The organism is Micromonospora sp. NPDC050695, assembly GCF_040654415.1.
In the GTDB taxonomy this organism is placed as follows: Bacteria; Actinomycetota; Actinomycetes; order Mycobacteriales; family Micromonosporaceae; genus Micromonospora.
In genome coordinates this window covers 77,875-96,279 of the sequence record NZ_JBFAHZ010000022.1, presented here as the reverse complement: position 1 = coordinate 96,279, position 18,405 = coordinate 77,875, and the positions used below count along the sequence as shown (strand labels likewise).

General features: G+C 71.4%; 16 protein-coding genes. 7 read left to right on the top strand and 9 right to left on the bottom strand.

Translation table 11 applies throughout. The annotated features are described in order from the left end of the window. Window positions 1–1,844: 1,844 nt before the first annotated feature. On the bottom strand, window positions 1,845–5,618 hold the full coding sequence (locus tag AB0H52_RS18720; protein ID WP_357948813.1) for a S8 family serine peptidase: 3,774 nt from the start codon (window positions 5,616–5,618) through the stop codon (window positions 1,845–1,847). Between the two features lie 181 nt (window positions 5,619–5,799). On the opposite strand from AB0H52_RS18720, the gene AB0H52_RS18715 reads away from it, so the two are divergent. Then, window positions 5,800–6,048, top strand: coding sequence for a hypothetical protein (locus AB0H52_RS18715; RefSeq protein ID WP_151490006.1), 249 nt, complete (start codon window positions 5,800–5,802; stop codon window positions 6,046–6,048). A 52-nt stretch (window positions 6,049–6,100) separates the two neighbouring features. On the opposite strand, the gene AB0H52_RS18710 is transcribed toward AB0H52_RS18715, so the two are convergent. After that, on the bottom strand, window positions 6,101–7,432 hold the full coding sequence (locus tag AB0H52_RS18710) for an extracellular solute-binding protein (protein ID WP_192580270.1): 1,332 nt from the start codon (window positions 7,430–7,432) through the stop codon (window positions 6,101–6,103). 150 nt (window positions 7,433–7,582) lie between these two features. Between AB0H52_RS18710 and AB0H52_RS18705 the strand changes: the two genes are divergently transcribed. After that, complete coding sequence (locus AB0H52_RS18705; RefSeq protein ID WP_151490005.1) at window positions 7,583–8,416, top strand: phosphoribosylaminoimidazolesuccinocarboxamide synthase; 834 nt, start codon at window positions 7,583–7,585, stop codon at window positions 8,414–8,416. A 12-nt stretch (window positions 8,417–8,428) separates the two neighbouring features. Here AB0H52_RS18705 and AB0H52_RS18700 read toward each other — a convergent pair whose 3' ends face one another. After that, on the bottom strand, window positions 8,429–8,611 hold the full coding sequence (locus AB0H52_RS18700) for a hypothetical protein (protein ID WP_151490004.1): 183 nt from the start codon (window positions 8,609–8,611) through the stop codon (window positions 8,429–8,431). 181 nt (window positions 8,612–8,792) lie between these two features. Between AB0H52_RS18700 and AB0H52_RS18695 the strand changes: the two genes are divergently transcribed. Next, window positions 8,793–9,005 carry a DNA-binding protein gene (locus tag AB0H52_RS18695; protein WP_151490003.1) on the top strand — a complete coding sequence of 71 codons (213 nt, stop codon included), beginning with the start codon at window positions 8,793–8,795 and terminating at the stop codon, window positions 9,003–9,005. Here AB0H52_RS18695 and AB0H52_RS18690 read toward each other — a convergent pair. Then, complete coding sequence (locus AB0H52_RS18690; protein WP_151490002.1) at window positions 9,002–9,511, bottom strand: pyridoxamine 5'-phosphate oxidase family protein; 510 nt, start codon at window positions 9,509–9,511, stop codon at window positions 9,002–9,004. The genes AB0H52_RS18695 and AB0H52_RS18690 overlap by 4 nt on opposite strands. 3 nt (window positions 9,512–9,514) lie before the next feature. Next, the gene (gene glpK, locus AB0H52_RS18685) at window positions 9,515–10,999 is read right to left on the bottom strand and encodes a glycerol kinase GlpK (protein ID WP_151490001.1); all 1,485 of its coding nucleotides are present in this window, start codon (window positions 10,997–10,999) and stop codon (window positions 9,515–9,517) included. Window positions 11,000–11,076: 77 nt separating this feature from the next. Here glpK and AB0H52_RS18680 point away from each other — a divergent pair, with 77 nt between their 5' ends. Beyond that, window positions 11,077–12,015, top strand: coding sequence for a ribose-phosphate pyrophosphokinase (locus AB0H52_RS18680; protein ID WP_151490000.1), 939 nt, complete (start codon window positions 11,077–11,079; stop codon window positions 12,013–12,015). A gap of 150 nt (window positions 12,016–12,165) precedes the next feature. Here AB0H52_RS18680 and AB0H52_RS18675 read toward each other — a convergent pair whose 3' ends face one another. Next, window positions 12,166–12,615, bottom strand: coding sequence for an ATP-binding protein (locus AB0H52_RS18675; protein ID WP_357948806.1), 450 nt, complete (start codon window positions 12,613–12,615; stop codon window positions 12,166–12,168). 120 nt (window positions 12,616–12,735) lie between these two features. On the opposite strand from AB0H52_RS18675, the gene AB0H52_RS18670 reads away from it, so the two are divergent. Both AB0H52_RS18670 and AB0H52_RS18665 read left to right on the top strand, forming a co-directional pair. Beyond that, window positions 12,736–13,863 carry a DUF5931 domain-containing protein gene (locus AB0H52_RS18670; RefSeq protein WP_151489998.1) on the top strand — a complete coding sequence of 376 codons (1,128 nt, stop codon included), beginning with the start codon at window positions 12,736–12,738 and terminating at the stop codon, window positions 13,861–13,863. 14 nt (window positions 13,864–13,877) lie between these two features. After that, the gene (locus tag AB0H52_RS18665) at window positions 13,878–14,531 is read left to right on the top strand and encodes a response regulator transcription factor (protein ID WP_151490008.1); all 654 of its coding nucleotides are present in this window, start codon (window positions 13,878–13,880) and stop codon (window positions 14,529–14,531) included. Window positions 14,532–14,537: 6 nt separating this feature from the next. On the opposite strand, the gene AB0H52_RS18660 is transcribed toward AB0H52_RS18665, so the two are convergent. From AB0H52_RS18660 to AB0H52_RS18650, 3 genes are all read right to left on the bottom strand, one after another. Beyond that, window positions 14,538–15,110 carry a DUF5709 domain-containing protein gene (locus AB0H52_RS18660; protein ID WP_151489997.1) on the bottom strand — a complete coding sequence of 191 codons (573 nt, stop codon included), beginning with the start codon at window positions 15,108–15,110 and terminating at the stop codon, window positions 14,538–14,540. Window positions 15,111–15,189: 79 nt separating this feature from the next. Further along, a complete protein-coding gene (locus tag AB0H52_RS18655; RefSeq protein ID WP_225854500.1) occupies window positions 15,190–15,933 on the bottom strand; it encodes an ATP-binding protein in 744 nt (247 codons plus the stop codon). Between the two features lie 59 nt (window positions 15,934–15,992). Further along, window positions 15,993–16,991 (bottom strand): SDR family oxidoreductase, encoded by a 999-nt coding sequence (locus tag AB0H52_RS18650; protein WP_151489995.1) that lies wholly within the window; start codon window positions 16,989–16,991, stop codon window positions 15,993–15,995. A 210-nt stretch (window positions 16,992–17,201) separates the two neighbouring features. On the opposite strand from AB0H52_RS18650, the gene AB0H52_RS18645 reads away from it, so the two are divergent. Continuing rightward, entirely contained in the window at window positions 17,202–18,401 is a 1,200-nt protein-coding gene (locus AB0H52_RS18645; protein WP_151489994.1) for a glycosyltransferase, read from the top strand. The last annotated feature ends 4 nt before the right edge of the window (window positions 18,402–18,405 follow it).

The following is an 18,405-nucleotide window of genomic DNA, read 5'->3' as shown; positions in this document are numbered from 1 at the left end:
GCCCTACGAAAGAACAGCCGAAACCCGCGCCGATCCCTACAACTACCAGGAATCACCTAGAACGGACATATCTCTACCTTGCGAACGCCCTGGGTCCGTCACCAGTCGAACACCTCGACGTGAGGCTACTGGAGAACCAGACTCGGCCTCGCTTGCGGGCGATCCAGGAGGGAGCTCGATCAGCACAGTCGGACATTCGATCTCGTATCCACGAGACCAGGTAACAGAGCCGATAAGGTCACGCGGAGTGGGTGCGATCGAGCCGTCTAGGGCGCGGGGATGGCGCACGACGCGGGTGTGCATCGCACCGCGACCCGCTACGTTCGAAGAGCGCCACGCAGTAGCGCCTTCACCGATGAAAACTCGGCCGGAACGAGTCGTCGTCACGGCCCCATCCGCATAGTGTACAGTGCGACCCCGAATCATTCGGGCTAAAGAAACCGCGTAAGAATCCTTGCCGCCGGATCCCGCGTGACAAACGATCAGCTCGATCGATTTCGCCTTCGACCCATATCGAGCTATCCATGCAGCAAGTGTCTTTGCCGGCACGACACCACCCTCGACCACCGGCATGTGCTGTGCACGTCCATTGCGCTGAACTAGCATGGCATGTGCGAAAACCCGCAACGTCCCGGCGTCTTTAGGAAATGCGGATGCGGCACGGAGAGTCTCGGCCTCAAGGATGTCGGCGAGAATGATGGCACTATCGGTGAATATGGCACCCTTGGGGGGAGCATCTGATGCGTCCCAAACGCCGATGCTATCGGGTCGAAAATGATCGTCCATTTGTTCTTAACTCCCTTTCGGGAACAAGGTGTTACTTCCGGGATGGCCTGTATGTTCAACGCACATCCTGAACCAGAGGTTCATCCTGGCGGTGGTTTGTCGCGTTCGTCATCTTTCTCTGCTCTGTGGGGTTACCTGAGGTGGATGTTGGGTCGAGCGGTTGGGGCGCCGGTGGAACCCAGCCGAGTCACCCATCGCCACCCCTGCACCAACCGGCAGCAGGTGACCACCGCTCCATCAAAGTGGGGGTAACTCAGAGCCACCCTTTTGGCACTACCCAGGTTGATGCGTTCGAGAGGGTTTGTGGATTTAAGGGCTCTGTCTCGCATTCGGCTCTGGCTCACATTCGGTGGTGACATTTCGTGACGGCATCGCCAGCGTCCGCCCAAGCCTCCGGTGCTCGCGCTTCGGTGCTGATCGGTCCCCGCCTGGCTGCCACAACCACAATCCGCTACACCGCTTGCCCTGACTGCACCAATTTGGGCAGCTGTACGCACACGAAGATAGGCCACTACTCCCAGTCACCACCCGCAAGTGAGTCAGAGCCGTTGGCGAGACAGTCCCCGCCGAAGGCCAGCAATGAGACGATGTTCGGATGGTCCACTCGGTGAAGCGCCTCGACCTCGCGCCGGAAGGGCACCCGCTGGATCTCGTCGGCGTTACGCCGAGAGATCAGCTTCAGGGCGACGTGGGCCCTGTCTCCCTGTCAGGGGTCAGTGAATCGACGGCGGCGGGCGTGAGACAGGAGCTACGCCCAAGTTCGCGTGAGTGCTTCTCAAGGGATGAAATACCGGCGTCGAACAGCTACGAACGATAGACAGGTTCCATGTAGGGGCTGTGCTCGTAGGCCAGGCGCTCAAGGTCTACGACAGCTTCCTCGATAGCGGCGGCGACACCGGCGTCTTCGTGGGCTTGAACATGGTCGCACCATGAGCGAGACACCATGACTAGATCATGGGCGATATCAACACACGCCCACTCCGGGTTCCCTGTGCTTACTCGTTGCCATGTCACACCGCGGGGGCCGGTGCCGACCGGGCACCGGCCCCCCGCGGATGTCACCTGAGGCCGAAGGCCCGCATGACGGTCTGCGTGACACCGCCGCCGTTGCGCTGCTTGGCGGTGACGCGGATGGACACGTAGTCGGCGCGGTGCGGCGCGTTCAGGGACGCCGTCCAGGTGCCCTTGCGTTCCTTCAGGTCCTGCCGCTGCCAGGTGCGCCCGTCGTCGTAGGAGACCTCGAGGCCGAGTGCGGAGACCCCGTCCCGGGCGGCGGTGCTGCCCACCACCACCGGCGTGATGGCGAGGTCGGTCCGGCGCGTAGCGCGGCCTGCCAGGTCCAGATCTGTCCCGTAGTCCAACTGGACCAGTGGGATGGCCTGCACGTCCTCGGCCGCACCGGAGAGGAAGTTCCACTCGGTGCGCCCGCTGCTGGAGTACGGGCTGTAGTCCGGGTTGGTCTCCGTCTCGACGACCAGCCGGTACGGCAGCTTCTGCGGTGACAACTCGCTGGCGTTGAACTTCGGCCACCCCTCCAACTGAACCAGCTGCTTGTCGCCCTGGTACAACGTGATCCGCTGGAGCATGCCGCTGCCGCCGCTGTGCGCGGCGCCCGCATCACCGAATCCCTGGATGTAGGCGCTCAGGTAGCCCTCGCTGCGGAATGGGATCTCGTTGGTGAGCAGACGTGGCCGGGTGATGGGCCCGAACCAGCGGTCCTTCTGGTCGCTGCCCGGCCGGTAGGCGATCTCGTCCGTGTGCGATCGCGTCCAGCCGTCGACGTAGGCGTCCTGCTTCCACCTGATGCCGTCACCGGCGGAGACCCAGTCGGTACGCGGCCCCGGGGTGACCGGATCGAACGGGAACGAGCGGGCGGCGGACCACTCGTACGGCGGGAAGTCCACCCGCGTCTCGGCGGACCGCTTGCCCGGCGGCGGGGTGAACTGGAGGTCGATCCGGGCGAGGCTGCGGGGGTCGGTCCTGGCCGACGGGTCACTGGGCACCCCGCCACGGTGGTAGTCGACCAGGTCGTACAGGTATTTCGGCGAGGGGTGGGCGGTGACGGTGAGTCGTACCCCCTTCCGGCCGGCGGCGGTGATCGTCGTGATCAGGGTTTCGCCCTCGCCCTTGACCAGCGAGGCGACCGGGACCGGCCCGGCGGTCGTGCCGTCGGCGTTTCCGTACCAGCCGCTGGTGCGGCCTTCGCCGTCGTTGACCACGAGGAGCATCGCCGCGCCGGCGGCCTGCGCCGCCGCCACCTGGTCCGCGGGGGTCACGGCGTCGCTGTCGCGTACGACCACGGCCCTGCCGCGGGCGGACACGCCGGTGTAGTCGGCCTTCGAGCCGGTGCCGGCGAAGACGGCGTCCAGGCGCGAGGTGCCGTCGGGCAGCGGTCGGGAGCCGGGTTGCACGAGGGGGTCGCCGACTCGGTGGCCGTTGTGGATGATCTCCAGCGGCGTCTGTGCGGCGCGGATCCGGGTGGTGAAGACGAAGCTGCCCTTCGTCACCTTGTCCCTGGTGGGCAGTGCCCACAGGCTGTCGTAGGTGGTGCCCGGCCAGAACGTCTCGCGCAGGGCGCTTCCGTCGCTGGGCGTCGGCTCGCGGGACGTGAACGAGCGGTAGACGTCGATGCGGCTGTTGGTGACGGCGGTCGGCTGGGTGGTCGCGACTGTGACCTGGCGGGCCTTCGAGGCGTCGAGGTCGACGACCCGGTTGCTCGTCAGGTCCACCTCGGGGGCGGTCAGCATCGCGAGCCCGAGGGAGTGGGCGCCGTGCAGACCCTTTACGTCGGTGGCGGCGACGACCGTGTAGGAGCCGGGGTCCCAGCGGCTGGTGAGCTTCCCGTCCCGTACCCACATGAAGGTGGAGATCCCGTCGGCGCTGACGATCTCCACCTCGCCGCTCGCGGGCTGTCCGGCGCGGTCCTTGAGGTTGATGGTCAGGTCGTACTTCTTGGATTCCACGGCGACCCCGACGGCCGTGTGCACCTCACCGGCCGGGTGGCGGGCGGTGACCTGGGCGGAGTAGCGGCCGGCGGCGAGCCCTTCCGGGTCCACCACCACGTCGACCGTCGACGTGCCGTGCGCCGGCACCGTGACCTGGGCGGCGCTCGCCGTGAACGTCGTGGCGGGGGAGTCGCCGCGATCGACGGAGAGATCGAGCGTGAGGGGGCTGCCCGTGGTGTTGGTGTAGCTGATCTTCCGGGTGATCCGCTGCGGCTGGATGCCGGGCGACCAGCCGACGAGGCCGGCGTCCACCGACCCGGTCGCGATGATCTGGTCCTGGTGGTAGGCGGCGGCCACGTTCAGCCGACCGCTGCCGGCCCGGTAGGCGTTGTAGTCGGGCGTGCGCACGCTGGTGCCCATCAGGGCGTCCTTGATCTGCTGCGCGCTCCACTGCGGGTGCTTCTGGGCCAGCAGGGCGGCGGCCCCGGTGACGTGCGGCGCCGCCATGGAGGTGCCGCTGTCCAGCTGGTAGAAGCCCTCACCCCAGGTGAGGTGCTGCGAGCGGGCCGCGAGCACGTCCACGCCGGGTGCGGTCATGTCGGGCTTCAGGGCGTCGTCGGCCATCCGCGGGCCGGCGCTGGAGAAGTCGGCCAGGTGGTCGGAGCCGTCGACCGCGCCGATGGTGAGCGCGGCGTCCGCGGTTCCCGGCGCTCCGAGGGTGTACGGGTCGGGTCCGCTGTTGCCGGCGGAGACGACGAAGAGCGCGCCCGTCTCGGCGGTCAACTGGTTCAGGGACTGGCTCAGCGGATCGTCCTGGGTGTGCCAGGCGTTGACCCCCAGGCTCATGTTGATCACCTTGGCGTGTTCGGTCCGCGCCGCCCACTCCATGCCGGCGATGATCCCCGAGATCGACCCGCTTCCGTTGCTGTCGAGGACCTTGCCGATCACCAGGCTGGCGTCGGGGGCGACCCCTCGTTCCTTGCCGCCGGAGGCGGCGCCGGTGCCGGCGACGGTGGAGGCGGTGTGGGTGCCGTGTCCGTTGCGGTCGATGATGTCCTCGCCGGGGATGAAGCTGCGCGACGCCACCACCCGGTTCGCGAGGTCCGGGTGGGTCGTGTCCACTCCGGTGTCCAGCACGGCGACGCGGACGCCGCTGCCGGTGCCCCCGGCGGCCCAGGCGGCGGGGGCACCGACCTGCGCCGTGGTGTCGGCGAGGGCGGCCTTCGCCCGGCCGTCGAGCCACACCGTGTCGACGCCGGCGGTAAAGGAGGGCGTGGCCGTGCCGGCGCTCCGGCCGCTCGACGGCGGAGCCGCCTGCGCCGCACCGCCGGTGAGGGCCGACCAGAAGTCGGCGGCCTGCGCCCGACGCGTACGGATCGCCTGGCCGCCGATCGAGGGCAGGTCCAGAGTGGTCTGCGCGCCGGGCAGCGCGGCGCTGGCCCGGAGGGCCGCCGCACCCGTCGTACGGGTGACGATCAGGGGGAGTGCGCTGGTCCGCGCGTCGTCGAAGCCCTGGGCGACGAGTTGGGTGACGTCGAAGAGCTGCTTGTCGAGTCGACCGGTCGCGAGGTACGGCATCGCCTCGTCCGGGTACACATAGGTGTCCCCACCCTCGGTGGCGACGCGGACGGCGCCGGTGGCGCCCGGCGCGCGCTCCACGTCCACGCCGGGCGGCGTCCCGTCGCGTCCCGGCGTCACCGTCACCGTGTCGCCGGTGATCAGCGTGACCGTGACCGGTGCGCGGTCGGCGGTGCCGGTCGTGGCCGGTGGCGCCGGCGGCGGTGGGGACGCGGGGGCGCCGTGGGCCGTCGTGGGGGTGACCAGAGCGGTGACGAGGGTGACGCCGACCGCTGCTGCCGCAGATCTTCGGGTGAGAGAGAGCCGCACAGTGCCTCCAGAGTTGAACCTGGAGGGATCCGATCACCTCGGGGGATTCATGTAAAGATCATCAACTTTGCCGGGAGGTTGCGGGATCGTTGCGTACCGGTGGGCTCACCTGGGGCCCCGGTCCCGTGAATTCGGCGCGGACCCACGTGCCGAGGTTGCGCCCTTCGGCGAGGATGGGCGCATGTCTTCATTCGGTAGGTGGTGGGGCCGGCTCAGCGCGGTCCTCGGTACGGTCGTGCTGGCGGTGTTCGTGCCCGTCGCGGCCTGGGCGTCCACGGGCACCGGCGAGCTGGTGGTGGAGGCGGCCCGACGGCGGTCCCGCGGCGGCGGGTTCGGATTCCTCGGGCTGCTCTGCTGCCTGGTGGTGGTGGCGGTGATCGTCTTCCTGGTACTGCGACTGGTGCGCAATCGTCGCGGCCCGCAGCGCTGACCGGGGGCGACGGGAGGTCACCAGCGGCCGGCCCTGGGCCGGCCGCCGGTGCTCACACCGCGAGGGCCGCGATGGCCTGCGACAGGAAGCGCGCGGTGGCCTCGCGGGTGCCGTCGCGCTTGACGCGGATGCGCTCGGCGGCGGTGACCAGCAGGGTACGAACCTTGGCGTGCCCCTTGGGCGGTGGCGCCGGTGCCGGACCGAGCAGGTCGGCGATGCTGGCGCCGAACGCGGCGGCGCGCCGCTGGGCCGGGTCGGTGATGCTGCCCTCGGCGTAGCGGCGGACGAGGAGGCTGGCGTTCAGCCCCCGCTCGTGGCCGAGGACGGTGCCGGCCTCGCCGTTCGTGGTCAGAAAGTTGATCACGTCGGTGACCGTGTCCGGGTGCCGGGTGCCCCGGAACGCCGCCCAGTACATCGACGCCCGCGCCCACTGGGCTCCCGGCGGGCCGGGGAAGCCGACCACACCCAACTCGGATTTGGTGAGGCGTTGCAGCTCCGGTAGCTGATGCGACCAGGCGAACGACGTGGCGGTCAGCCCGGTCACCACCGGTTGCCGGGCCGGCTCGCCGCTGTCGGCCTGCTCGACAAGCGCCGCGCCCGGCGTCGCCCGCTCGGCGCGGGCCCGCTGCCACAGCTCGAACCAGCTGATCAGCTCGTCCGCGCCGAAGCCCAGCTGCCGCCCCCGGTAGAACTCGCCGCCCTGCGAGCGCAGCCACAGCCACAGCGCCCGGTAGTCGCCGGACGCGTCCATGGTGCCGGCCACCCGGCCGTCGCTGGCCTCGGTGACCTGCTCCGCCCAGGAGATGTACTCCGCCCAGGTCATCCCGCCGCGCGGCTCCGGCACCCGCAACTCCCGCAGCAGGTCCCGGTTGAAGACCACGCCGGCGAGGGTCTGCCCGCTGGCGACCGCCATCGTCCGGCCGTCCACCGTGCCGTAGCGGATCAGGCCCTCCGGCAGGCCGCGCAGGTCCAACCGGTGGTCGGTGACCCGGTCGGTGAGATCGAGGACGATCTGGCGCTGGGTGTACTCGGTCAGCATGGAGTCGTCGAGCTGGATCAGATCCGGCACGTTGCCACCGGCCGCCTGGGTGGCCAGCCGGTCGTAGTAGCCGTCGATGCCCTGCCAGGTGACCCGGAAGGTGACCTGTGGGTTGCGGTCCGAGTAGAGCCGGAGCGCCTTCTCGGTGAGCTCCGCCCGTTTCGCGCTGCCCCACCAGAAGACCGACAGCTCGACCGGCCCGCTCTGGCTGGAGGTGGTGGCGCCGTCGCTGCAACCGGCCAGCCCGCCGGACGCCAGCAGGGGAGCGCCGAGCATCGCGGTGAGCAGGCGGCGCCGGCCCGGGTCGGCGCCGAGGCGGTCGATCGGGGGTCGAACAACGGGCACGGGGGTCTCCTGGCACCTGCGTGGGCAGCGGTCGGACCATTCACGCAGGCGGCGCAGGAGGGTGTCAACGTCCGTCCGGTCACCCCGCGTCGCCCCTCGGCGTGGGTAGTCGGATCAGCCTCTCCGGTGCCGCGTGGTGTACTAGGGCGCGTGGAACTTCTGCACTCGGGCAAGGTCCGGGACGTCTACGCCGACGGCGACGACCTGATCCTGGTCGCCTCGGATCGCATCTCGATCTACGACGTGGCCCTGCCGACGCCGATCCCGGACAAGGGTCGCCTGCTCACCGCGCTCTCGCTCTGGTGGTTCGAGCAGCTCGCCGACCTGGTGCCGAACCACGTCATCTCGTCCACCGACGTGCCCGCCGAGTTCGCCGGGCGGGCGATCCGCTGCCAGCGGCTCGACATGGTCCCGGTCGAGTGCGTCGCGCGCGGCTACCTCACCGGCGGCGGCCTGCGGGAGTACGAGCGCACCGGCACGGTCTCCGGTGTGTCGCTGCCCCGGGGGCTCGGCGAGGCGTCGATCCTGCCCGAACCGATCTTCACACCGTCGAGCAAGGCGCCGATGGGGGAGCACGACGAACCCATCACGTACGACGACGTGGTGGCCAAGGTCGGCGAGGCCACCGCCGAGCGGCTTCGGCAGATCACCCTCGACATCTACCGGCGCGGCGCGGAGCTGGCCGCCGACCGGGGCATCCTGATCGCCGACACCAAGATCGAGCTGGGCTGGGCGCCGGACGGCACCCTGGTCCTCGCCGACGAGCTGCTCACCTCCGACTCGTCGCGGTTCTGGCCGGCCGAGTCGTACCAGCCGGGTCGGGTGCAGTTCTCCTACGACAAGCAGTACGTGCGCGACTGGGCCACCGGCACCGGCTGGGACAAGCAGGCCCCGGCGCCGGACGTACCCGCCGAAGTCGTCGAGGCGACCCGCGCCCGCTACGTCGAGGTCTACGAGAAGCTCACCGGCAACCGCTGGAGCTGAACCACGCGGATCTCAGAACCGGTCCGGCCGACTGTTGCCCGTACGCGCGGCCCGCACCCGGTCCCGCGCCCACCGCAGCGCGTCGCACCCGTCGGATCGGCAGCGCCCACACCCGCCGTCGACGTGATGCTGGGTGATGATCCGCCTGGCCAACAACGGCACCCACTCGCTGCGGGGCAGCTCGCGCTCCAGCATCGCACCTCCAAGAAGGGCAGGTCCGGCCACCGGCCCCTGGTCAGGCAGCCGGACCGCTTCCCCGAGGGCCGAGCTGGCGCGGTGCCACCGGCCCCGGGAAGAGCCTCCCTGTCATACCAGACAGTGTCAAGTCTGACAGCTGCCACATGTGACACTGACGGGTGCGCATAGCGTCCGATCCATGGTCCGCAGGCTGTACGGCAGCGCCGAGCTACAGGAACGTCTCCAGGTGTCCCGCGCTCGCGTCGTGCAGATCACCAGTCGACCGGACTTCCCGGAGCCGTTCGATCGGCTGGCCGGGGGAGCGGTGTGGCTGGTCACGGACGTAGAGGCGTGGATTTCTGAGCACCGGCCGCACCAGGCGCGGGACGCCGAGTCGGACGAGGAGAGCTAACGCTTCCAGAACTGGCGCGGGGCGTAGCCGTCGCGGCGTAGCCAGTGCTCGGTGTAGACGATCCGATCCGCCTCCACCACCACGAGCGGCCCGTCGGGCGGGTCGTCCAGACTGCGTGACCGCTCGACGTGGTCGGACTGCCAGCGCACCGCCGGCCAGTAGTGGGCGAAGTCCTCATCCTGTGAATCGAGGACCCGGGCCCGGCCGAAGAGCTGTGCGCCTCGGCTGCTGGCCTGGCCGACCAGCGGGGCGAAGACGCCGATCGACACCCGGGGGTCGGCGGCGATGTTGCGCATCTTCGGCGAGTTCGCCGCCGCGGTGAACAGCAGCGCGAAGTCGAGGTGGAAATACCGCACGGGGGTGGCCAACGGGCCGTCCGGGCCGGTGGTGGCCAGTACGCACATGTTCTGCGAGGACAGCAGGTTGAGGATCCGCTCCTGCAACCTCGGACGGTCGAGGCGTTCCCGGGGGCTGGGGCCGCCCAGCCACGGGTTGGTCACCGGCACGGCTCACTCCACCCAGTCGAGGGTGCGCTGCACGGCCTTGCGCCACTGGTGCAGCTCCTGCTCGCGCAGCTCCGGGGCCATGGCCGGCTCCCACTGCGCGTCGGAGCGCCACTGCGCCCGCAGGGTGGCCAGGTCGGGCCAGAAGCCGACCGCGAGACCGGCCGCGTACGCCGCGCCGAGGCAGGTGGTCTCGGTGATCCGGGAGCGGACCACCGGCACGTCGAGCACGTCGGCGAGGAACTGCATGAGCAGCCCGTTGGCGGTCATCCCACCGTCCACCCGGAGTCGGCGCAGCGCCACGTCGGAGTCGGCGTTCATCGCGTCGACCACCTCGCGGGTCTGCCACGCCGACGCCTCCAGCACCGCCCGCGCCAGGTGCCCCTTGGTGATGTAGCCGGTCAGGCCGGCGATCACGCCGCGCGCGTCGCTGCGCCAGTGTGGAGCGAACAGCCCGGAGAACGCCGGCACGACGTAGCAGCCGCCGTTGTCGTCCACGGTGCCTGCCAGATCCTCCACCTCCGCGGCCGACGAGATCAGCCCGAGGTTGTCCCGCAGCCACTGCACCAGCGAGCCGGTGACCGCGATGGCGCCCTCCAGGGCGTACGCCGGGGGTTGGCCCTCGATCCGGTAGGCGACCGTGGTGAGCAGGCCGTGTGTCGACGGGACCGGGCTGGCTCCGGTGTTGAGCAGCAGGAAACTGCCGGTGCCGTAGGTGCACTTCGCCTCGCCCGGCTGGAAGCAGGTCTGCCCGAACAGAGCGGCCTGCTGGTCGCCGAGGGCGCTGGCCACCGGCACCCCGGCGAGCACGCCGGTGCCCGTGCCGTACACCTCGGCGGAGCAGCGGATCTCCGGCAGCATCGCCGCCGGCACGCCCATCGCGTCCAGCAGATCCGGATCCCAGTTCAGGGTGGTGAGGTCCATCAGCATGGTCCGGCTGGCGTTGGTCACGTCGGTCACGTGCTCGCCGGTCAGATTCCAGATCAGCCAGCTGTCCATGGTGCCGAACAGCACCTCGCCGCGTTCGGCGCGCTCGCGCAGGCCGTCGACCTCGTCGAGCAGCCAGCGCAGCTTCGGCCCGGCGAAGTAGGTGGCCAGCGGCAGGCCGGTGCGGGTCCGGAACCGCTCCTCGCCGTACGCCGAAGCCAGCTCGCGCAGCAGCGGCCCGGTGCGGGTGTCCTGCCAGACGATGGCGTTGGCCACCGGGCGGCCGGTGGCCCGGTCCCACACGACGGTGGTCTCCCGCTGGTTGGTGATACCCACGGCGGCCAGCCCGGCCGTGTCGGTGCCGGCGGCCCGCAGCGCCTCGGAGACCACCTGCTGGACGTTGTCCCAGATCTCCTCGGCGTCGTGCTCCACCCAACCGGGTCTGGGGAAGATCTGCCGGTGCTCGCGCTGGGCCACGGCGACGATCTCCCCGGCGGAGTCGAAGACGATGCACCGTGACGAGGTGGTGCCCTGGTCGATGGCGGCGACGTACTGGGGGGTCACCGCAGCACCGTACCCAAACCGGCGGCGCGGAGCGACCGACGTCACGCGGGCCTCCGCTTCGCCTACGATGTGCGAACGTGCGCGACATCGCCGTTTTCAGTGGAACCGCCCATCCCGACCTCGCCGCCGAGATCTGCGCCCACCTGGGGGTGCCGCTGCATCCGGTGCGGGTCTCCCGGTTCGCCAACGACTGTCTGGAAGTGCAGCTGCAGGCCAACTGCCGGGAGCGGGACGTCTTCCTGATCCAGCCGCTGGTGCCGCCCGTCCAGGAGAACCTGGTCGAGCTGCTACTGATGATCGACGCGGCGCGGGGTGCCTCCGCCGGCCGGATCACGGTGGTGCTGCCGCACTACGCGTACGCCCGCTCGGACAAGAAGGACGCGCCGCGGATCTCGATCGGCGCCCGGCTCGTCGCCGACCTGCTCACCTCGGCCGGGGCGGACCGGGTGCTCGCGATGACCCTGCACTCGCCGCAGGTGCACGGCTTCTTCAGCGTCCCCGTGGACCACCTGCACGCCCTGCGGGAGCTGGCTAACCACTTCCGGCGCTACGACCTCAGCGACACCGTGGTGGTCTCGCCCGACCTGGGCAACGCCAAGGAGGCCGCCGCCTTCGCCCGGCTGCTCGGCACGCCGGTCGCGGCCGGTGCGAAGCAACGGTTCAGCGACGACCTGGTCAAGATCAGCGCGGTGATCGGCGAGGTCGCCGACCGGGACGTCATCGTGCTGGACGACGAGATCGCCAAGGGCAGCACGGTCGTCGAGCTGATGGAGCACCTGCGCGGCCTGAAGGTCCGCTCGATCCGGTTGGCCTGCACGCACGGCCTGTTCTCCGGCGACGCGCTGCACCGGCTCAGCGATCAGGACGGCGTACTGGAGATCGTCTGCACCAACACGGTTCCCATCCCCGCCGCCAAGCGGGTGCCGAAACTCCAGGTGCTCTCGGTGGCTCCCGCCCTGGCCGAGGCGATGCGCCGGATCCACAACGGAGAGTCCGTCTCCGCCCTCTTCGCCTGACCCCGCGCCGCCCCGACCTCGCCCCGTCCCGTCCCGTCCCGCGATCTTGCAGTTTCTGTCCCCGTGATGGGCGGGTTTGCGTCATTCGTCGGGACAGTTTGTGCAAGATCGGAGGGGTGGCGGGCCGGGGTGGGGGCGGCCCGGCGTGGGTTAGCGGGACGTGTGGTTGGTGAGGGCGCTGGTGATGCGGACGGTCGTGCCCGCGGCGCTGGTGGCGACATCCATGTCGTCGGTCAGCTCACGGGCCAGCCAGAGGCCCCAGCCGCCGGCCGTGTCGGGTGCCGGGCGGCTGCGGTCGCCCAGCCGCTGCGGGCTGATCCCGTGCCCGTGGTCGGCGACCTCGCAGACCAGTGCCCCCGGCTCCTGCCAGAGCCGCAGCCAGCCCCGCCCTCCGCCGTGCCGCACCGCGTTGGTGATCAGTTCGTTGATGGCCAGCACGAAGTCGTCCAACCGTTGGCCGGCCAGCCCGGAGGCGTGCGCGCAGGAGGTGACCGAGTGTCGAATCTCGGTCACCTGGGCCTGGTCGAAGGCCTCGGCGATCAGGAGGGATGGTTCGATGGGCACAACCGTACGCGGTGCGTGCGGATCTGCATTCGTCATGGCCCCGTCCCGACGGCGAATCTCGGAGTATTTCGCGGCATTTCCACCGTACGTCAGGGTTTCCCGAAGCGCACTCGTTGCCTACCGCGCGCGCGTCCCGGCTGTGGCATCCTGACCGCCATGTCGTCGCCGCCCGGTGGTTTCGAGGTGCCACTCTGGCGTGCCCTCGCGGTGTTCCGGTTCGCGTCGCTCGCGTACGTCTGCGCGCTCTCGGTGCGCGACGCCGACCGGTACGCCCACCCGTACGCCGCCGGCGCCCTGGTCCTCGTCATGATCGCCTGGACCGTGGCGACCGCCGTCGGCTACGCCCGTCCGGCCTGGCGGCGCTGGCCGCTGCTGCTGGCCGACCTCGGGGTGGTGATGGCCATCGTGCTGTCCACGCCCTGGGTGGTCGGACGGGAGGCGCTCACCCACGGCGTACCCACCCTGGGGGTGGCCTGGATGGCCGGCCCGGTGCTGGCCTGGGCCGTCGCCGGCGGCCGGCGGCGAGGCACGGTGGCCGCGCTGCTGGTCGCCGGCGCGGACCTGGCGACCCGCGAACGGGTCGGCCAGTCCTCGTTCACCGGGCTGATCCTGATGCTGCTCGCCGGTGTGGTGGTCGGGCACGTGGCCCGACTCGCGGTGGCCGCCGAGGAGCGGCTGCAACACGCGGTGGAGCTGGAGTCGGCCACCCGGGAGCGGGAGCGGCTGGCCCGGGACATCCACGACTCGGTGCTCCAGGTGCTGGCGCTGGTCCAGCGGCGTGGCGCGGACCTGCCCGGGGAGGCCGGCGAGCTGGCCCGGCTCGCCGGCGAACAGGAGGCCGCCCTGCGGGCACTGATCGCGGGCAACGCCCCGGCTCCCGGCGGGTCGGACGGCGACGCGGTGGACCTGCGGGGCCTGCTCGGCCGGTACGCGTCGTCGGCGGTGTCGCTCTCGGCCCCCGCCACGCCGGTGCCCCTGCCCCGACAGGTGGCCGGCGAGTTGGCGGCCGCGACCGGCGCGGCCCTGGACAACGTGGGGCGGCACGCCGGTGGACGGGCCTGGGTGCTCATCGAGGACGAGGGGACGACGGTGACCGTGTCGATCCGTGACGAGGGGCCGGGGATCCCGGACGGCCGGCTGGCCGAGGCCGCCGCGCAGGGCCGGCTCGGCGTGACCCAGTCGATCCGGGGCCGGGTCACCGACCTGGGCGGGACGGTCCGGATCATGTCGGTGCCGGAGGCCGGCACCGAGATCGAACTGACCGTACCGAGGACGCAGCGGTGACCCCGGTGCGCGTCATGGTGGTCGACGACCATCCGATGTGGCGCGAGGGTGTGGCCCGCGACCTGACCGAGGCCGGCTTCCTGGTGGTGGCGACCAGCGGCGAGGGGCGGCAGGCGATCCGGGTGGCCGCCGCCGCCCGACCCGACGTGGTCGTCCTCGACCTGCAACTACCGGACATCTCCGGGGTCGAGGTGATCCTCGGGCTGCGCGCGGCGCTGCCCGACGTACGGGTGCTCATGCTCAGCGCCAGCGGCGAACAGCAGAGCGTGCTGGACGCGGTCAAGGCGGGTGCCACCGGTTACCTGGTGAAGTCGACGGCGCCGGCCGAGTTCCTCGACGCGGTCCGTCGTACCGCGGCCGGTGACCCGGTCTTCACCCCCGGCCTCGCCGGGCTCGTCCTCGGGGAATACCGCCGGCTGGCCGCCGGACCGGGGCCGGGGGTCGACCCGGGCGACGGCGGTGAGCCGGGTACGCCCCGGCTCACCGACCGGGAGACCGAGGTGCTGCGGCTGGTGGCGAAGGGGATGTCGTACAAGCAGATCGCCCAGCGGCTCGGGCTGTCGCACCGCACCGTGCAGAACCACGTGCAGAACACGCTGGGCAAGCTGCACCTGCACAACCGGGTCGAGCTGACCCGGTACGCCATCGAACGCGGCCTGGACGACTGACCCGGCTCAGACCGAGCGCGGCGGTTCCGTCTCGTGGATCGCCAGCTCCTCGGCGGTCGCACCGCCACCGGCCGAACCGGCGTCGTACGCCACCGAGTCGGTCTCCTGATCGGTGTGCGCCCCCTCGTCCGGCTCGACCAGCCGACCGACCGTCGCGTCGGCCACCGTGCCGAGCTGGCCGTGGTCGTACAGCGACACCGGCGAGTTCGGGTCCGAGGTCGGCCCCGGGTCCATCACGTCGGCGTCCAGCTGGGCCTCCGCCGCGGCCTCCAGGTTGTCCGCCTCGAAGGCGATCTTCGGGTCGATCGTCCCGGCCAGCGGGTCGTCCGCCGGGCGTTCGTAGACCTCCCGGTCCAGCTTGTAGTCCAACGACTCGCCGTCGAGCTGCTCCTCGGCGGTGGTCCCGAAGCGGTCCACCGCGATCGGCGTCCGGTCACCCGGCAGCTGGGCCGGGTCCGGGCCGTCCGCCTCGCGCCCGGTGAGGACGTCGTCGTTGGCGGTCGAGTCGTCATCGGCGGTGTCGGGAAAACCCTGGGCCTCGGTGTCGGACACGGGGGTCGGGTACTCGTTGTCGCGCATGTCTGATCACTACCCGCTGCCCTCCCGCCGTAACCGGGCCACCGCCAGCCGAACCGGGCATCGGGGTGGGAAAGCCCCGTCAGCCGACCTCGTCGTCGGGGTGCAGCACACACCAGACGACCTTGCCGTCCGGTACGGCGCTGCTGCCCCACCGGCGGGTCACCGTGTCGATCAGCAGCAGCCCCCGGCCGCCCACCCGGTCCGGCGGGGACAGCCCCGCGAACGTCGGCCGCCGCGAGGAGTGGTCCCGGACCGCCAGGCGCAGGGTGCTGTCCTCGTGCGGGGCCAGCCGCACCGTCATCGGGGTGTGGGCATGCGCCACCACGTTGTTGACCATCTCGGTGACCGCGATGCACGCCGGGTCGGCGAGCGTCGGCACACCCCAGCGCTCGCACCCGGTGGTGACCAGCTCGCGGGCCTCCCGTGCGGCACCCACCGTCGGGGTCAGCTCGGCGGTGAGCACCGCCGCCAACGGAGTCTCGGCGACCGCCGCCAACGCGCCGTCCAGGGTCGACCAGGCCGGCACGCCCGCCACCGCGGCGCCCACCGGGTCGGGGCCGGCGACCGTCGGGTCGCAGAGCAGCAGATCCGCGGCCGGCCAGTCGGCAACCTCCCGGCGCACCTCGGCGAAGACGCCCCGCACGGCCGGGTCGGCGAACCGCAGCCCGGTCACGTCGACCACCACCGGACCGGGACGGTCACTGAGCCGCGCGAGCAGCGCGTCGCGGACCGTGCCCGCCGCGCCGGCATCGAGCACGCCGGTCAGCCGGACCACCGCCGACGACTCGTCGATCTCCACGAAGCACCGCACACCGGTCGACATGATCGCCCCATTGTGCGCGCCGGTGACGAGTGGCGCATCCGGTCGGTCGACGGCCGACATCAGCGCGCCAACCGGGAGCGCCGGTTGATCGCTGCCATCGTGCCGACCGCGGTGCCCGCGGCGGCGAGACCGAACGCGGCCGTCATCCGCACCAGCTGCCGACGCCGACCGTGCCAGCCGCCCTCCCGGCGCGCCTCGGCGTCGGTGCCGAACACGTTGCCACTGCTGTCCACCCGCGCGCCCGGACCGAACTGGGTGCGGTGGGCGTACCAGGCGAGGGTGCGCTCGACCAACGCCGGCGCCAGCCGCCACTGCAAGCCGACGAGCCGGGCGGCGCCGCCCGCGTACGCCTCGCGGCGTGGCCGGCGGAGCACCCGGACGATGGTCTCGGCGACCACCTCGGGCGGATAGACCGGCGGAGGTGGCACCAGCTCCCGGCCGGTGTGGTTGGCCGCGTGCCGGAAGAACGGGGTGTCGATGGTGGCCGGCAGGACGGTGCAGACGGAGATCTGCCCCCGCCCGGTGACCCGCAGCTCCTGCCGGACCGTGTCGGCGAGCCCTCGGATGCCGTGCTTGGTGGCGTTGTACGCCGACTGGTAGGGCATCGCCACCTCGGCCAGCACCGACGCGTTGTTGACCAGAACCCCGCCGCCGGCCGCTCCCAGGTACGGCAGCGCGGCCTTGATGCCGTGCACCGCCCCCAGCAGGTTGACCTCCAGCACCCGGCGGAACTCGGCGACCGGAATCTCGTCGAACAGGCCCACCGCGCTCACCGCGGCGTTGTTCACCCAGGCGTCGATCCGCCCGAACTCGGCCGCCGCCCGGTCCGCCAGCTCCCGCACCGACTCCAGGTCCGTCACGTCGGTCGGTACGACCAGCGCCCGGCCACCGAGCGCCCGGCAGCGCTGTGCCACCTGCTCCAGGGCCGGCTCGCTGCGGGCGGCGAGCACGACGGCGACGCCCCGGCGGGCCAGCGCGTACGCGGTGGCCGTACCGATCCCGCTGGACGCGCCGGTGATCACCACGGTCGAATCGTCGAGGCTGCGGGTCAACGGCATTCTTCAGCGGTACCCCCGCACGGGCCTGCTCATACCAGCGGAGGGTGGCAGATCATGGCGCGGGTTCTCATGATTGTCGTAGCGCAACCGTCGGCGGCACCTGCGGGGACTGTTCCCGATCTGCCAGGTTTCGACTCCGGGCCACCGGGTTAATGGGACGCTCGACCGGGAGGACCACCGCCGAGGGACAAGATCGCAGGGAGGTGACCCATGCGCGTCGGCCTCGTCTGCGCGCACACCAGCTCGTACCGGCACGCCGACGGCCCGCCGGTCGGCACCCAACAGCACATCGCGCGGGTCGCCGCCGAGCTGGCCGGCCGAGGCCACGACGTCCGGATCTACGAGCGCCGGGACGATTCCGAGCTGCCGGGGACCATGGACGTCGACGGCTATCACGTGCACCGGGTGTCCGCCGGGCCACCCGTCCCGCTGCCCACCGCCCAGCTGATCCCGCACGTCACCGAGTTCGGCCGCTGGCTCACCGACGAGTGGTCCGGCCCCTGGCGACCCGAGATCGTGCACGGCCACTACTGGGTCGGCGGGCTGGCCGCCGCGCACGCCGTCCGGGAAACCGACATCCCGGTGGTGCAGACCTTCCACTCCCTCGGTGTCGAGCAACTGCGGCACCTGGGCGGCCGGTACGACGGGCCGGGGGAGCGGATCCCGCTGGAGCGGGCGCTGACCCGGGCGGTGGACATCGCGGTGGCCCAGAGCAACGACGAGGTGGACGAGCTGACCCGGATGGGTCTGCAACGCAGCTCGGTGGCGATGGTGCCGGCCGGGGTGGACACCGACCAGTTCCACCCCGACGGCGAGGCCGCACCGCGCGAGCAGCGGTCCCGGATCCTCTCCGTCGGCGGGCTCGCCGCGGGCCACGGCCAGGATGACCTGATCCGGGCGATGCGGCTGGTCGGCGACGCCGAGCTGGTGATCGCCGGCGGGCCACCGGCCGAGGCGTTGGCCAACCACGCGGAGGCACGCCGGCTGCGAGAGTTGGCCGAGCAGGTCGGGGTCGCCGACCAGGTACGCCTGGTGGGCGCGGTGCCGCACGACCAGATGGCCACCTGGTATCGGTCGGCCGACGTGGTGGCCTGCACGCCGCACTACTCCTCGGCGGGGCGGGTCTCACTGGAGGCGATGGCCTGCGGGGTGCCGGTGGTCGGCTACGCGATGGGCGGTCTGGCGGACGCCGTCGTCGACGAGGTCACCGGTCGGCTGGTGCCCCCCGGCGACGTCCGGACGCTCGGTGTCTCGCTGCGTCGGCTGCTCGCCGACAACGCCGGCCGCTTCGCCTACGGCCACGCGGCCGTGGACCGGGTCCGCAGCAGCTACACCTGGGACCGGACGGCGGGCGCGCTGGAACGCCTCTACGAGCGGGTGGTGAGCCGCCGCAAGCCGGTCGAGGCCTGAGCGG